We start from the raw sequence: 15,922 nt of genomic DNA, 5'->3' as shown, positions 1-15,922 counted from the left end.
AACATTTCACCTATCTTATCTATGTTAATAATCTCTTGCTCACATTAAATAAACACTCTATATGATATCTGCAAGGCGCCGAACAAAAATTGTATGCACAATTGGCCCCAGCTGTAATACACAAAACAAGATTGAAGAACTTTTATTACATGGCATGAATGTAGCCCGTGTAAACTTCTCTCATGGTTCTCACGAAGATCACGCAAAGGTGATTAAGTATATCAGGAAAACAGCAAAGAAATATGAATATAGTGTACCTGTTTTGATGGACTTGCAAGGTCCGAAAATCAGAGTAGGACAGATGAAAGACGGAGGCGTGAAATTAGAAACGGGCTCTACCGTAAAAATTACGGGTGAAGATGTACTAGGAGACAGCTCAGTTATTCCCATTGATTATAAAAACCTGTTACATGAAGCGGAAGTAGGAAACTCAATTTTACTCGATGATGGTTTGCTTGAATTTAAGGTTACAGAAAAAAAGCCTGATTCCTTACAAGCGAAAGTAGTGATTGGCGGAGTGCTGAAATCCCGGAAAGGGGTCAATCTTCCCAATGTGCGAATTTCAATTCCATCTCTGACCGAAAAAGACTTAAAAGATCTCGAGTTTGGTATTAAACAAGATGTGGATCTGATTGCATTGTCTTTTGTAAGGTCAGCTAAAGATGTCCGGGATATCATTTCCAGAGTGAGGGCTGCCGGAAGTCAGGCAGCAATCATTGCAAAAATTGAAAAACCAGAAGCTCTTGATGTTATAGATGAAATTATTGAAGAAGCAGATGGTATTATGGTAGCTCGGGGAGATTTGGGGATTGAGATTCCAACCGAGCAGGTACCTATCGTGCAAAAAATGATTATCGAGAAATGCCGGATGGCTGGTAAACCGGTTATCACGGCTACGCAAATGCTGGATTCTATGATCAATAATCCGCGACCAACCCGGGCTGAGAGTTCGGATGTGGCCAATGCCGTTCTGGATGGCACCGACGCCGTAATGCTTTCCGGAGAAACAGCTGCTGGTAAGTACCCTATGGAAGCAGTAAATGTAATGGATAGAATTTGCCGTTCAGTTGAAGAAAAACGTCCTCAAATTTATAACAGCCTTGGGTATAGAAAACCGGAGTGGAAAGAAAAACAAGTGATAGAATCTTTAGCCTATTCCTGCGTTACCATTGCTGATAACGTGGAGGCGAAAGCGATCAGCACGATTACACACTCAGGAAATACAGCCCGGCGAATTGCTAAATTCCGTCCGAAAGTGCCCATTGTTGCTTTCACGGAAAGTCAAAAAGTGCGCCGGCAGTTGAATTTGGTTTGGGGCGTATATTCGGTAAGACTGGATGAGCTTTTTGATACCGATAAAAGTGTTCGAATGATGGAGAATTACCTTCATGACAATGGCATGGTAAAAAGTGGTGACAGAGTCATTGTGGCAACGGGAATGCCTATTGCCAAGCGAGGGCGAACCAATATGATTAAAGTAAGTACGATTGAATAAGGTAGTGTGTTAAAGCAGACGTTATGAAAATGCGCAGACTTCTTTTTGGTATTTTCTTATTGATTATTATGACAGGTTGTAAAACCTCATTTCAATCAAAATGGAAAAACTTCAATGCCTATTATAATACCTATTATAATGCGCAAAAAAGTTATCAGTCTGGCTTGCAAAAAAATCTTGGCCAGCAACGAGAATATAACCCGCTACAGCCAATTAGAATCCATCCCAAGCCTGTAAATGCAGGAGCACAGGATTTCGATAAAGCTATTCAAAAAGGAGCTGATGTACTTCGGCGATATGAAGAAACAAAATGGGTGGATGATGCCATTGGTTTAATTGGTAAGTCTTATTATTTCAGACAGGAATATTTTTCTGCAGATCAAAAGTTTAAGGAGCTTTTTGTTACTACTCAGAATCCAGACATGCAGCAGAAGTCCATATTGTGGCAGGGCCGGGTTTTACTTGATATGGAGTTATATAATCAGGGAATAGCATTTCTATCCGAACAGCTTACTTTATTAGAGGGAGAATGGAATGAAGGCTACCGGGCGGAAGTAAAAGCCCTGTTGGCACAGCATTATGTTAAGGTTGAAAATTGGCAGGTTGCTGCTAATGTACTTTCTGAGGCGCTTCCTAACCTGGAAAAAAAAGATTACAGGGAGCGGGGTTATTTTCTACTAGGTCAGATTTATGAACGTTTGGGTAACACGGAAGCTGCATTTGATGCATATAATAAAGTTCAGAATCATTATGTAGAATATCGCATTCAGTATCTTTCTCAGAGAAAAAAAGCAGAGGTAGCTCGTAATCTCGGAAGAAATGAAGTGGCCTATCAAATCTTTGATGACATGGTGCGGGATGACAAGAATCTCGAATATAAGGCTGAGCTCGATTTCGAATTAGCCAGAACAGAACACGAACGCCAAAATTATAAGCGGGCAGTAAAACTATATAATAATGTACTTCATAATAATCTGCGCCAGCCAGCACCTGATGTAGCAGCACGAGCTTACTACGGACTGGCAGAGATACATCGTTTTGCTTACGATGATTTTGAAAAAGCTGCTGCTTACTATGACTCTGCTGCCCAAAAAAATGTACCTGCCGAGAAGTTACCTGAAGACTTTCAAGCCAAAGAACTTGCTGAGTCTTTTGGAAACTATGCCCGGTTTAAATCTCAAATAGCTCTCCAGGACAGTCTCCTTAAACTTGGCCGTCTTTCGCCTGAAGCTTTTGATTCTGCACTTGTTGAGCTGAGACAGAAAAAAATTGCTGAACTGGAAAGGTTGAAAGAGGAACAAGAACAACAGCAGAACCAACTTGTAACAGTTAACAGGGATGATGAAGAATCAAATGCTACCAGTAACATGAGTAATGGATTTCTGAATTCTAATAATCCAGTGGTGCAAGAGAACGTGCGGCAACAATTTTATGCGATATGGGGAGACCGACCGCTGACGGATAACTGGAGGGTGGAAAGCATGATTGACTATTCAGCTATATCCAATGATGCGTCAAAATCTGTGGCGGGCTCGGACGCAACATCAGGAAATGAACAAGTAACTGTAAAGATTGATTTAAGTGCTGTTCCCTTTACCCCTCAGGAGCAAGATTCTGTGCAAAAACTTATTGCATCATATGAGTATCAGTTAGGCAATTTGTTTTTTCTATCACTTAATATGCCTGATAGTGCCACCTATTATTTCCAGAAAGCTATAGAGAATCCATCAAAAGAAAATATTAATACGGTTTCTTTGTATTCACTTTCGGAATTGTACACGATTCAAGAGAATGAAGAAGAAGCAAGGTATTATGCTCGACGTCTAATTGAAGAGTATCCTCAAACAGAATATGCGCGAAGAGTATCAGTTAAGTTTGACATCCCATTAACAATTGGAGAAAAGGAAAAAACCAGCAATCCATTTGAAACATATAATGAAATCATTGCTCAAGATTCTTTAGATCAAGCTGAGAAAGCACGTCATTTAGAGTTGTTGTCATTTCAAAATACGACCCACCGTATTGCTCCAAAAGCACTTTATGAGGCTATTCAATATTATATGTCGGCAGGAAAGGGTAATCCGGAATACCAGACTAAAATTTCGGAGTGGGTAAATAAGAATGAAATCTGGTCTCAAAAAGTGCAGAATCTTGAGGCTGTCAAAGACTCGGCAAGAGATGCATTGGAAGACTCAACAATAACTGACGAAAAAAGCCGGAGTCTGCAGGTACTTATAGATTCAACTCTTACCAAGCCAGATTTTTCAGAGTCTTTTCCATACGAAGGCTTAATGTGGGATAGTGCACGAGCTGCCGTCGACACCTTTTTAGTGATTTTCAAAGAATCTGATCTTACAGGGAAGGTCAATAAGCTAAAGAAAGAGCTTGCTTTGCCGACTGCAGAGGTAAAAGAAGTGCAGCCCGCAGAACAACCAAAACCTGTTGCTGAAGCTGGTCAGACTAAGGAGGGGTATATAAGTTGTCAAAGTATTGATGCAAAACTGAATATCAGGGGAGGAATGCAGGCGTTCCTGGATAAGGTAAATGTCCCTGAAAATCCCGAAATAGAAGAAATAACCTATTTATTCAGAGTTAACCAGCGCGGCATTATTGATGAGTTCGTTCTTAAGACTACCGAAGTTCCCTCAGAGGTTAAATCTGCCTTCGAACAAACTATGGAGTCAGGATTAAATTTTGAGCCGGTTCTGAATGAAGGTCAGGCTGTTTCGGTAGAATGTGAGATTACATTTCCGGTTCAGAATTAAGCGATCTTTATGCCAGGCTTTTCTTGATCTTATTTAACAACCCGGGACCTTCGTAAACCAATCCAGTATATATCTGAATCAAGGAAGCACCTGCCTTTATTTTGTCGACTGCTGCTTGGGCACTGTCAATGCCCCCAACACCGATTACAGGTTTCTTTCTCTCTGTGATTTCAGCCAGCCATTTTACAACCTCTGTACTTCTTTGCTGAATGGCCCGGCCACTGAGTCCCCCATTTCCAATCTTATTTAATACAGCTTGTTCGGTCTTTAAGTCATCACGCACCGAAGATGTGTTTGTTGCTACATATCCAGCAACACCGAAGTCTTCACAAATCCGGACGAGGTTTTCAAGGTTTTTTCTGTCGATATCTACCGTGAATTTAACTAAAGAGGGTTTTCGTTCTTCATTGCCTGGCTGAAGGATTGCCAATAAATCTCTTAAGGCTGACGGATCTTCAAAGGTTTTGCCCTCACCGGTATTGGGACATGAGATATTGATAGTTATATAATCAGCAACGGATTGAGCCTTTTCATAGCTGTATAAATAGTCGCGAAGTGCAGCGTCACCATGTATAGAAGCATCATTAGTTTTGGCAATATTTACTCCCAATGGGATTTCTAAATCTAAGGATGAGAGTCTGTTGGTAATGACATCTGTGCCCTCATTATTCAGTCCCATGCGGTTAATCAGGGAATGGTCCCGAGGAATGCGAAAAGCTCTCGGCCTTGGGTTTCCTTCAGAGGGTTTTGCAGTGATGCTTCCCACCTCTACAAAACCAAAACCCAGGGCTTGCATGGCTTTAGGTGTGGTGCCATTTTTGTCAAATCCTGCAGCAAGTCCAATAGGGTTTGGAAACGTAAGGCCAAATAACTCCTGTTCTAACCCTATACGGGGTTCATTGTAAATGCTTGATGCCAGTGTCTGCAGCAAAGGCGAATTATTGGTTTTAGACGCCATAGAAAGAGCCCATTCGTGAGCTTTTTCTGCATCTGTTTTAAATAAAAGAGGTTTGAGAAGCTTTTTATAAATCATCGGGTCAATGATACGAAAAAACGTTCAAAAAGAGTGAAAGAAGCCTTATACTCGATCGCCTGTTTTATATGAAAAAATCAAAGCAATACATATCGCAACTAATTAGGCAATCACGTGCAGATGGTGATCTCATTTTACTTGAATCGCAAATGCCTGAGCATCCTGCTAGTACGAAAAGTTACCTTGCCCTCAAACCAAAGGCATGGATAAAAGCATGGCAACAAAAGATCGAGATATCGGACGGTAATTCCATCCGGCAATACGAAGGTAACGCCTGGGATTTTTTAAGCCGGTTCAGAAATGAACATCATGAATGGTTGTTTGGCTATCTGGGATATGACCTCAAAAATCATTCGGAGGATCTCTACTCAAAAAACAGAGAACTGGTAAATGCTCCTGACCTTTATTTTATGATTCCGGAGGTTTTGCTGGAAATAGATTCTGAAGGTGATGTTAAACTGGTAAAAGGGAAAGCCCCTGGTATGTTTGAAAAAGATAGCCCGGCTTTAGAATTTTCCATAAAGCCTGTGAATCAGATTTCAGAAGCCGATTATATCCAAAAGGTTGAGCAGGCCAAGCAGGATATCTATGAGGGAGAGTATTACGAAATAAACTTATCACACCCTTTAGAGTTTACTTTAGAAGGGGATAGCTGGGATTTATATGAAGCCATGAAATCGGTTGGCCCGGTTCCATTTGGCGGATATGCATGTGTTGGAAACATAGCCATTTGTTGTTCATCACCAGAGCGGTTCTTAGCCAGATCTGAAAATCAGGTATGGTCTCAACCCATAAAAGGAACAGCTTCCCGCCAGAATAAAAGTGAGACAATTTTGGATATCGAAAAATTAAGGGAATCAGAAAAAGAGAGAGCCGAGAACCTGATGATTGTCGATTTGGTGAGAAATGACTTAAGCCGTGTAGCTGTAAAAAGAAGCGTAAAGGTATCCAACTTGTTTGAAATACAGAGCTTTGAGACGGTTCATCAAATGGTATCAACGGTGGAGTGTACCGTATCCGAAAGCACTGATAGCATCGAAATAATCAGAGCTTGTTTCCCGATGGGTTCTATGACCGGAGCTCCTAAAATTTCCACTATGAAAGCCATCGAAAAGTATGAGAATTACAAGCGTGGTATTTATTCAGGTGCGCTTGGGTATATAAAACCCAATGGTGATTTCGATTTTAATGTGATCATAAGAACTGCGATTTCAGAAGGTAATAAATTGGTTTATCCGGTAGGCGGGGCTATAACCAGCGACTCAGATCCAGTAGCAGAATGGGAAGAGACAATGGTGAAGGCCAAAGCAATTACAAATATTTTTGAGAATTTACAGCAAGCTGAATGAAGACCGTTGATTGTGGGTTATAAACACAAATGAGGAAATCACATCACATCGAAGGATCAGAATGAAGGCGAGTACACTAGGAGAACTTAAAGAAAGTGGTTGGCAATCCATATCGGTCAAAGAGGAGATTCGTAAAAATTTAATTCAAAAAATGCGAAGCGGGGAAGAGCTTTTTCCCGGGATTCTTGGATACGATAAAACCGTAATCCCACAAGTGCAGCACGCTTTACTATCACGGCACGATATGATCTTATTGGGACTGCGCGGACAGGCTAAAACCAGAATGCTCCGTTTGCTGGTAAACTTTTTGGATGAATACATTCCAATAGTAAAAGGTTCAGAGATTAATGATGATCCCTTGAATCCACTTTCAAAATATGCTAAGGAACTGGTTGAAGAAAAAGGGGATGATACACCCATTGAATGGCTGCATCGGTCTTTCCGATATGGCGAAAAGCTGGCTACACCAGATACAACGGTAGCCGATTTAATTGGTGATATAGATCCTATCAAAGCAGCAACAAAAAAGTTAACACTTGCTGACCAAAATGTGATCAACTTTGGGCTTATTCCAAGAACCAATCGTGGTATTTTTGTGATTAATGAGTTGCCTGATCTTCAACCCAGAATTCAGGTAGCACTTTTGAATATTATGCAGGAAAGAGATATCCAGATTCGGGGCTTTAATGTTCGTATTCCTTTGGATGTGTCTATGGCTTTTTCTGCAAATCCGGAGGATTACACCAATCGTGGAAATATCATTACTCCGTTGAAAGACCGAATAGACTCTCAAATTATAACTCATTATCCAAAAGAATTGGGTGTGGGAGTCAATATCACAAAACAGGAAGCATGGCAGGAGCGAGAGACCGGTATTAAAATTCATATTCCTGATTTATACCGGGAAGTAATAGAAAAAGCGGCTTTTGAGGCCCGGGAATCAGAGTACGTAGATCAAAAAAGTGGGGTTTCCACCCGAATGACGATCACCGCCCTGGAACAAGTCGTATCATCGGCCGAACGGCGCGCCATATTAAACAACGAGAAAGAAACGACCGTAAGGATTGCCGACTTATATCATATGGTTCCCGCTCTCACCGGAAAAATAGAATTGGTTTATGAAGGAGAGCAGGAAGGAGCCATCAGCGTAGCAAAACACATATTAGGGAAAGCTGTCAGTAAAATTTTCAAGGTACATTTCCCTGATCCACAAGCAAAATCAGAGGACAAAAAGTCGACTTATAAAGAAATTATGGATTGGTTTGCTGATGGAAATGAAATTAGCATATCAGATACTTTACCTAACAAAGAGTACGAAAAAGTGCTTGACGGAGTAAAAGGGTTGAAGGTGTTGGTTGAAAATCAGATCAATGATGCGAACACATCCGAGCAATACATTTGGATGGATTTTGTATTAGAGGCTCTGCATCAGAACTCAATGCTCAGCAAGCAAGACCTTGACGATCAAACTTTATACACTGATATGTTAGGTTCTATGTTCTCTTCGCTGGGAGATATAGACGAGGAAGGCTACGATGAATTTGAGTGATAATTAGATTGAATTCAGTTTTTGTTAGCCTTATATTTAAAGCCTTTGCAAATTTCAAGCAAGTATAAGACCATGAAAAAAGGAATTCATCCAGATTACAAAGAAATTACGGTAGTGATGAGCGATGGTACTGAGGTTCAAACCCGCAGCACTATGGATACCAAAGACGGAGTGTATCGCAGCGAGGTTGACTCAAAAAATCATCCATTCTACACCAAGAGTAACACTTTTACGTCAACAGCCGGACGTGTTGATCGCTTCAAGCGCCGATACGGAAAAGGTGACGACAAGTAATTTTAGCAATCATTTTATTCAAAAGGATGTATCTGTAAAGGTGCATCCTTTTTTTATTTAGTCTATGGAAATTAAAAAATTTGAAGTCGGACCCTTTTTAGAGAATACTTATCTGCTCACTAAAAATGGACAACATCTTATTATTGATCCGGGCTTTTCTAATGAACCGGAATATCAAAGGGTAAAAGAAAGCATTACAGGTGAGTTGAAAGCTGTAGTGCTAACACACGCTCATGTTGATCATGTTTTAGGGCTGAGCCGGTTGAGAAATGATTTTAAAGTACCGGTTTATTTAAGTGCGGAAGATCGTTTTTTGTGGGAAAATTTTGGAAGCCAGGCACAAATGTTCGGAATTAACCAAACAGGTTTCAGTTTTGAACCGGAAGCTTTACCTGGTCAAGGTTCATTTGAAATAGGTAATTTTGAATTTGAATGTTTGTATACGCCGGGTCATTCACCGGATCACGTTTCTCTTTATTTTTCTAAGGAAGAGTTGGTAATAGCCGGAGATGCTTTGTTCAAAGAAAGTATAGGCCGAACAGATTTATACAAAGGAAATTTCGAGCTGCTCGCCGAAAGTATCAAAGAAAAGCTCTATTCATTACCAGAAAATACGACGGTTTACCCTGGCCATGGACCTGAAACTACGATTGCTCACGAGAAACAGAATAATCCCTTTGTTAAGTAGGCTCTTGATCAGTCAGTTGATTGCTGCTTGCTCTTGAGCTTATCAATCTGATTTTGATAATGCTCAGCCTTTTCCTGGTCTTTATCGATGAGTCGCTCGTACATTTTGATGGCCTCCGACTTTCGACCCTGCTTGGAGTGAATTTTGGCCAAAGTCTCCGTAACCATATCATCAATTTCTTCCGACTCTTTACTCAGATCTGAATCATCAAAATCCTCATCATCTGTAGGAATTTGAATTCTTTTCGATTCAACCGCTTCCAGCATTTCAATGAGCCGGTCTAAATCCAGAATCGGAGACGTACGCGAGCCTTGCTGTAATTTAAGTTTCGAGGATGTATACGACGTAGTGGGGATGGCCGCTTCAAATTTTTCGGGGTGAACCAGAAAGTAATGCAGATGTTCCATTAAGGGACTTCCGGGGGCGTACGTTTTGGCTTTCAAAGCCTGTTTAATGGCATCCGGTTTTTTGTCCTGAAGGTGATAAAACCAGGAAAGTAAAAAATGGCCTACGGCATCAGGCCCTCGTTTCTTCAAATGCTTCTTGAGTTTTTGAGTAATCTCATCCGGATTCTCTTCAAACTTTTCAACGTAGGAAGATAAAGACTTTGGTATGTTGAATGGCAGTTCTTGCATGTGCTGTATTAAAACTGAACTATAATAAAGTGAAGTGTGATTACAATCAAAGCTAATTACCAATTACTTACAGCATCGTTGAACATATTATTGGCAACTTGTTCGAGAGCACTGTTTGCAGCCTGGTTTTCACCATCTATAGGGTCTTCAGTAGGATCATAAGTAAATTTACCGGCAAAAGTGTTGGTCCATTCTGGTTCTTCTTTCGAAGCATATTTAAACGTTGCCCGAACACTGATTGAAACTTCATTTTCGTTAGACTGTTCGTTGCCACCTATACTAAAGGGGCGGTTCGTGTACGCTGTAATAACACCATCCAAAACTGCATCGGCATCATTTTCATTATTAGCCAACTGCAGCTTGCTTTGATTTACGAAACGGTTGATTAATACTTCATTCAGACGGTCACTTAGATCCCCGAGTCCACTGTTAGACTGATCCGGGAAAAAGGGAATAAAAATGGTGTTGACGCCAGGCGGAATAGACGCACCTGTGAAACTATATCTCAGGCAGCCTCCGAAAATCAGGGAAAAGCACAGCGTTAATAAAAGGATAATTCTATTCCAGTCCATACTGATCCAGTTTTCGATACAAGGTTCGTTCACTTACACCCAACGTTTCTGAAGCTTTTCTGCGGTTTCCATCAAAGCGTTTAAGCGCCTGCTGGATAAGAAATTTTTCTGCTTCCTCAATAGAAGGAATCTCATCATTCTGAAGAAAATCTACTAATTCTGATTCTTCTCCTTCGTCCAAATCAGGGGTCTCGGGCATGGATTGCATTCCAAGCGTGGCATGATCACCCAGATCAACATTAACTCCGGGGGCTTCTGATTTATCCATTTCATCCCTGACAGAAGCAGGCAATGCCTTCAGGTTTTTACTTGAAAACGTGGAGTAAAGGAAATTAGCAAACATCTTTTTGACGTCAGCTATGTCATTTCTGAGTTCAACCAGAGCCCTGTAAACCAGTTCACGGTCTTTTCGGTCGAAGTCATTTCCCGGTCCTGTAGCTTCTTCGCGGTAAGTATCATTAGCCACCATGGGGAGGTTGTCTGTTCTGCCTTGCCTTTGCCGGCCTTTCAGATATTTCTGGAGCTTATCTTTGTCAATGAATTGTGATTTCTCCAGTACAACAAGCTGTTCGGCTACATTTCTAAGCTCTCTGATGTTGCCTGGCCATCGATAGGAAATCAGCAACTCTCTTGCTTCATCAGAAAAACCTTTAAAAACAGAATCATATCGGGCTGAATATTCTTCTACAAACTTTCTGAATATTGGGATAACATCTTCTTGCCTGTCCCGCAATGGCGGTAGTTTAATTTGTACGGTATCAAGGCGATAGTAGAGGTCTTCCCGGAATGCTCCGTCCTGTACCATTTGCCAGAGATTCTGATTAGTGGCAGCGATGACTCGTACATCCGTTGTTTGCACTTTGCTTGATCCTACTCTGAAAAACTCCCCGTTTTCGAGTACCCGAAGCAATTTCACCTGAACATTTTTGGGAGTGTCTCCGATTTCATCAAGGAAAATGGTACCGCCGTTAGCTTTCTCAAAGTAGCCTTCACGGGAGGTCTCAGCTCCGGTAAAAGCACCTTTCTCATGTCCGAATAATTCACTTTCAATAATACCTTCAGGGATAGCCCCGCAGTTTACAATAACAAGGTTGTTTCGGCTGCGGTCACTCATGGAATGAATAGCCCTTGCTGTCACATCTTTACCTACTCCACTCTCACCTTGTAAAGTTACGGTGATATCGGTTTTAGCGACTTGCATAATCTTATCGATAACCTGTCGCATGGCTTCAGAGCTGCCAAGCAAACCAAACTGTTCTTGAAATACTTCGCGATCCATATAAAAAATAGAATTAAGTATCAGCTGATTGTCAGGCAAGCTGCATTGATATCACTGATACCTTTAGAATTACATACTGTCAGAATGACGTAAGTTAACGATTCCTGCTCTAGTAAGTAAATGAAATATGTGGGTAAATTGGAGCTGTTCTATTGCTTTATAAGCTCAACAGCATGCTCGACAGGTAGCGATCTTGTTTCCTTAAAGCTGGATAAGACAAGGTTTGAGCGGGTTTTACTGACACCTTCCCAGGCTTGAATTCTGGAAAGGAGACTTTCAAAGGAACCCGTGTTCTTTGTTCGCACTTTGAGGAAGTGCGAACCGTCGCCGGTAATTGAGTGGCATTCTAAAACTTCTCTCTCTTCTGCGGCTTTTTCAACAAAAGCTTTATAGTTCTCAGAACCATCGACCTGAACAAAAATAAAGGCTGTTATATCAAAATGGAATTTCTTGCTATTAAGAATCGCTTTATAGCCTTCTATGAGGCCACGTTCTTCCAGCTTTTTCATTCTTTCGGAAACGGAAGGGACGGAAAGGTTTACTAATTCAGCAATCGTATTTCGCTGAGCTCGTCCATGTTCCTGAAGATGATTTAAAATAGCCAGATCGGTATCGTCTAATAAATGACTCATAATTTGCCTTAGATTCCCTAAAAATTCTTTGAATGTCGAATGATAACCTTAATTATTTAGGTAGTCAATACAAAAAGCGCTTCCAATCAAGATGTATTTCTAAAATTAATAGGTCTAAAAAAGGTATAACAAAAAGGCGAATACCTCTTATCTTTGATGCTTAAATCTTCAAACATTTAGTATTCAAATATGCTCGACATCAACTTCATCAAAGAAAACCAGCAACGGGTAGAAAAGGCTATCATCAATAAAGGTGAGAAAGATATTTCGGTAGTTGAAAAAGTACTTGCCATAGATGAAGAATGGAGATCAAAAGTGCATGAAGGAGATTTGCTTCGCAGTGAAAGTAACACAAAAGCGAAGGAGATAGGAAAGCTGATGGGGCAGGGAAAAAAAGAAGAGGCTCAGGAGATTATCAAAAAAACTTCTGAGATGAAGGAAAAGATAAAAGAGATTGAAGAGGAGGTTAAAGAGCTCCGCGAAAGGCGTGATGATATGTTGCTCCGGATTCCAAATGTTCCCCATCCCAGTGTTCCGGTTGGGGCTACTGAAGATGACAATCAGACTTTTAAAACCTGGGGTGAGCCAAGCAAGGATGAATGGCGCAAGCCTCACTGGGAATTGACCGAACGACACGGTTGGGTTGATTTTGAACGAGGTGTTAAGGTTACAGGAGCCGGTTTCCCATTTTACGTTGGTGGAGTTGCTCAATTGCAAAGAGCACTGATCAACTATTTCATCAATGAAGCTGGAAAGACAGGGTATACCGAGCTTCAGGCTCCTTATTTTGTAAATGAAGATTCAGCAAGGGGAACAGGTCAGATTCCGGATAAGGAAGATATGATGTATGTTATTCCACGGGATGAATTCTTCACCATTCCAACGGCTGAAGTTCCGGTTACCAATTTTCACCGTGATGAAATCATTGAGCTTAAGGATTTGCCCCTGAAATATGTTTGCCATACTCCATGCTGGAGGCGTGAGGCCGGCTCTTACGGCAAAGATGTACGCGGATTGAACAGGCTTCATCAGTTTGATAAAGTAGAACTGGTGAAAATCGTGAAACCGGAAGACTCTTATGACGAGCTGGAAAGCCTCAGGGAGCATGCAGAAAAATTACTCGAAGCCCTTGAACTTCCTTACCGAACGCTTTTGATGTGTACCGGAGATATGGGTTTTACCCAGAGTAAGAAATATGATCTTGAAGTTTGGAGTCCGGGCCAAAAGCGCTGGTTGGAAGTAAGTTCCTGTTCTAATTTTGAAAGTTTCCAGGCCCGACGAATGCAACTCAGATACCGAAAAGATGAAAAAGAAATAGAGACATTACATACTTTAAATGGATCGGGATTGGCACTTCCGCGTGTGGTGTCAGCAATTTTGGAAGCTTACCAGGAAGAGGATGGAAAGGTAAGAGTGCCTGAAGTATTGAAGCCATTTATGGGTAAAGATTACTTGTAGATAGTAGCTTATGGAGTAATTGTCTGGAAACTTCTCTATAAAAAGGTAATTACTCTTTGTTTTGGCGCTTATACTATTATATTCAGTTTTTGAAAAAAACAATATAGTTCTTATGCGTCAATTTATTCTTTCAATACTTTTACTATTCGTTGCTTTAGATATTTCGGCACAAAAACGTGCTATGACTACGGATGACTATCTCGACATGATAAGAGTGGGATCCTCTATGATTTCACCAGATGGAAATTCGGTTATTTTCGGCAAAACGAAATTAAACTGGGAGAAAAATAAATACGAAACCACATACCATTATATACCAGCTGATAGTGGTGAAAGTTATCAATATATAGGTGAAGAAGGTGCAAGCAGCATGCAATATTCACCGGATGGCAACTATATTTCACTTAAAAGAACAGTTGATGGCAATTCTCAACTCTTCTTATTGCCTACCCAGGGGGGAGAAGCCATTCAACTTACAAAGCATGAAAATAGCGTGGGCAGTTATGAGTGGTCAAGTGATAGTAAAGCCATATATTTTGTAGCTGACGTACCTAAAAGTGATAAAGAAAAGAAGAAATATAAAGCTGGTTACGATCACTTTTTTATGGATGAAGCTCCAAATGGTCAAACAGAAGGGGACTGGAATCACTTGTGGAAATTTGATCTGGAGTCAAAGAAAGAAACGAAGCTTACCCGTGGGGAAAATATAATTGGTGATTTTGAAGTTTCACCGAATCAGGAAAAAATTCTTTTAACCTTAAGGTTTGAGAATCGAAGAAATCAAGGTAACCTTTCCGAAATATATATGTTGCCGGCGGGAGATACTACCGCAATCCGTCTCACCGAAAATAAAGCGCCAGAAAATAATTTAACCTGGCTGCCTGATAATGAACATTTCTTATACACTGCTCCCGATGATAAAGAGTGGGAACTTCGACAAGATAAACTCTGGAGAATGAACGCTGATTCTCGGGAATACGAAGTTCTTTCAGGTGAATTTAATGGCGAGATCAGAGACTTTTATTTGACTAATGATGGCAACACTGTCTTATTTAATGGGATCGTAAGAACAAATGCTAACCTTTATTCACTTAAAACAGAAAATGGAGAAATCACCCAGCATTCAAATGTAAAAGGTTCGATCAATATTATAGATTTTGACAAAAGCCGGGAGAAGGTGCTTTTTACCAAAGAAGACATAGTAACAGCTCCCGATCTTTATGTGGCAAAAGTAGATGAAATTGATAACCCGGTGCGTTTGACCAACCTGAATCCATTTATAAAAGACAGTCTTAAGCTTGCTGAATATGAGATTGTAAACTGGGCGAGTTCCGATGGTATGGAAATTGAAGGCATAGAATATCGCCCGTCAGATATCAAAAATAATGGCAAAGCTCCGTTTTTACTACATATTCACGGAGGGCCCGCCGGTGTTTTTATGAATAGTTTTAGTCCAAGATATCATATTTGGGCAGGATTGGGATATGTACAGCTGGCACCAAATGTCCGCGGAAGTACAGCTTATGGCGATGAGTTTCTTAGAGCAAATATGCAGGATATTGGAGATGGAGATTTCCAGGATTTAATGACTGGAGTAGACAAAATGATTGACGATAAGAAAATTGATCCGAATAAAATGGCCGTCAGAGGATGGAGTTATGGGGGTATTTTAGGCGGAACTGTTATAACAAAAACGGATCGGTTTAAAGCGGCATCACTTGGGGCAATGGTTTCAGATTGGACTTCTGAATATGCTCTTGGTTTTAACTTTGATATAAGTCTTTGGTACATAGGTGGCACTCCATGGTCGAATCCGGAAGCATACAGAGAGCGGTCTCCGGCTATGCACGCAAAGGACGTAAAAACACCTACTTTATTTTTGCATGGTCAGGGAGACAGGGTTGATACTCCTGAACAGAGCCAAATTTTCTTTACTTATCTTAGGGATATTGGAAAAGTTGACACACGGTATATTTCATTTAAAAGGGAAGGGCATGGGTTTAGAGAGCCAAGAAATCAGCGAACCCGTGATATAGAAGAAATTAAGTGGATTCAAAAATATACATTAGGAAAAGATTGGGAGCCTTGGGTGCGTAAATCTGATACTACATCAGAGAAGAAAGATTCAGAAGAATAGATGGAATGGGCTAGTTAATGTGTGACTGGCAAAAGT

Annotated in this window: 13 protein-coding genes; 8 read left to right on the top strand and 5 right to left on the bottom strand. The window is 40.7% G+C overall.

The features are described 5' to 3' along the window. Positions 1 to 61 precede the first annotated feature (61 nt). Positions 62 to 1,495 carry a pyruvate kinase gene (gene pyk, locus RIB15_RS08265; protein WP_350201673.1) on the top strand — a complete coding sequence of 478 codons (1,434 nt, stop codon included), beginning with the start codon at positions 62 to 64 and terminating at the stop codon, positions 1,493 to 1,495. Positions 1,496 to 1,518: 23 nt separating this feature from the next. Then, positions 1,519 to 4,260, top strand: coding sequence for a type IX secretion system periplasmic lipoprotein PorW/SprE (porW, locus tag RIB15_RS08260; protein WP_350201672.1), 2,742 nt, complete (start codon positions 1,519 to 1,521; stop codon positions 4,258 to 4,260). 7 nt (positions 4,261 to 4,267) lie between these two features. Here porW and RIB15_RS08255 read toward each other — a convergent pair whose 3' ends face one another. Then, entirely contained in the window at positions 4,268 to 5,293 is a 1,026-nt protein-coding gene (locus tag RIB15_RS08255; protein WP_350201671.1) for a quinone-dependent dihydroorotate dehydrogenase, read from the bottom strand. A 68-nt stretch (positions 5,294 to 5,361) separates the two neighbouring features. On the opposite strand from RIB15_RS08255, the gene RIB15_RS08250 reads away from it, so the two are divergent. The 4 genes from RIB15_RS08250 to RIB15_RS08235 all read left to right on the top strand — a co-directional run bounded on the left by RIB15_RS08250 (position 5,362) and on the right by RIB15_RS08235 (position 9,173). Next, positions 5,362 to 6,642 (top strand): anthranilate synthase component I family protein, encoded by a 1,281-nt coding sequence (locus tag RIB15_RS08250; protein ID WP_350201670.1) that lies wholly within the window; start codon positions 5,362 to 5,364, stop codon positions 6,640 to 6,642. 61 nt (positions 6,643 to 6,703) lie between these two features. After that, positions 6,704 to 8,191 (top strand): sigma 54-interacting transcriptional regulator, encoded by a 1,488-nt coding sequence (locus RIB15_RS08245; protein ID WP_350201669.1) that lies wholly within the window; start codon positions 6,704 to 6,706, stop codon positions 8,189 to 8,191. A 72-nt stretch (positions 8,192 to 8,263) separates the two neighbouring features. Then, positions 8,264 to 8,485: a 50S ribosomal protein L31 gene (rpmE, locus tag RIB15_RS08240; protein ID WP_255135117.1), complete on the top strand. Its 222-nt coding sequence runs from the start codon at positions 8,264 to 8,266 to the stop codon at positions 8,483 to 8,485. 64 nt (positions 8,486 to 8,549) lie between these two features. Beyond that, a complete protein-coding gene (locus RIB15_RS08235) occupies positions 8,550 to 9,173 on the top strand; it encodes an MBL fold metallo-hydrolase (RefSeq protein WP_350201668.1) in 624 nt (207 codons plus the stop codon). A gap of 8 nt (positions 9,174 to 9,181) precedes the next feature. On the opposite strand, the gene RIB15_RS08230 is transcribed toward RIB15_RS08235, so the two are convergent. From RIB15_RS08230 to RIB15_RS08215, 4 genes are all read right to left on the bottom strand, one after another. Continuing rightward, positions 9,182 to 9,808 carry a hypothetical protein gene (locus tag RIB15_RS08230; protein ID WP_350201667.1) on the bottom strand — a complete coding sequence of 209 codons (627 nt, stop codon included), beginning with the start codon at positions 9,806 to 9,808 and terminating at the stop codon, positions 9,182 to 9,184. 56 nt (positions 9,809 to 9,864) lie between these two features. Then, positions 9,865 to 10,380 carry an LptE family protein gene (locus tag RIB15_RS08225; protein ID WP_350201666.1) on the bottom strand — a complete coding sequence of 172 codons (516 nt, stop codon included), beginning with the start codon at positions 10,378 to 10,380 and terminating at the stop codon, positions 9,865 to 9,867. Continuing rightward, the gene (locus RIB15_RS08220) at positions 10,367 to 11,659 is read right to left on the bottom strand and encodes a sigma-54 interaction domain-containing protein (protein ID WP_350201665.1); all 1,293 of its coding nucleotides are present in this window, start codon (positions 11,657 to 11,659) and stop codon (positions 10,367 to 10,369) included. The genes RIB15_RS08225 and RIB15_RS08220 overlap by 14 nt, the downstream gene beginning before the upstream one ends. A 149-nt stretch (positions 11,660 to 11,808) precedes the next feature. Then, positions 11,809 to 12,291, bottom strand: a complete 483-nt coding sequence (locus tag RIB15_RS08215; protein WP_350201664.1) for an Lrp/AsnC family transcriptional regulator — start codon at positions 12,289 to 12,291, stop codon at positions 11,809 to 11,811. A gap of 189 nt (positions 12,292 to 12,480) precedes the next feature. Between RIB15_RS08215 and serS the strand changes: the two genes are divergently transcribed. Both serS and RIB15_RS08205 read left to right on the top strand, forming a co-directional pair. Next, the gene (gene serS, locus RIB15_RS08210; RefSeq protein WP_350201663.1) at positions 12,481 to 13,749 is read left to right on the top strand and encodes a serine--tRNA ligase; all 1,269 of its coding nucleotides are present in this window, start codon (positions 12,481 to 12,483) and stop codon (positions 13,747 to 13,749) included. A gap of 112 nt (positions 13,750 to 13,861) precedes the next feature. Continuing rightward, complete coding sequence (locus tag RIB15_RS08205; RefSeq protein ID WP_350201662.1) at positions 13,862 to 15,886, top strand: S9 family peptidase; 2,025 nt, start codon at positions 13,862 to 13,864, stop codon at positions 15,884 to 15,886. Positions 15,887 to 15,922 lie beyond the last annotated feature (36 nt).

Source organism: Gracilimonas sp. (assembly GCF_040218225.1).
Classification (GTDB): Bacteria; Bacteroidota; Rhodothermia; order Balneolales; family Balneolaceae; genus Gracilimonas.
The sequence above is the reverse complement of the archived record's forward strand: the minus strand, read 5'-3'. Positions and strand labels throughout refer to the sequence as shown.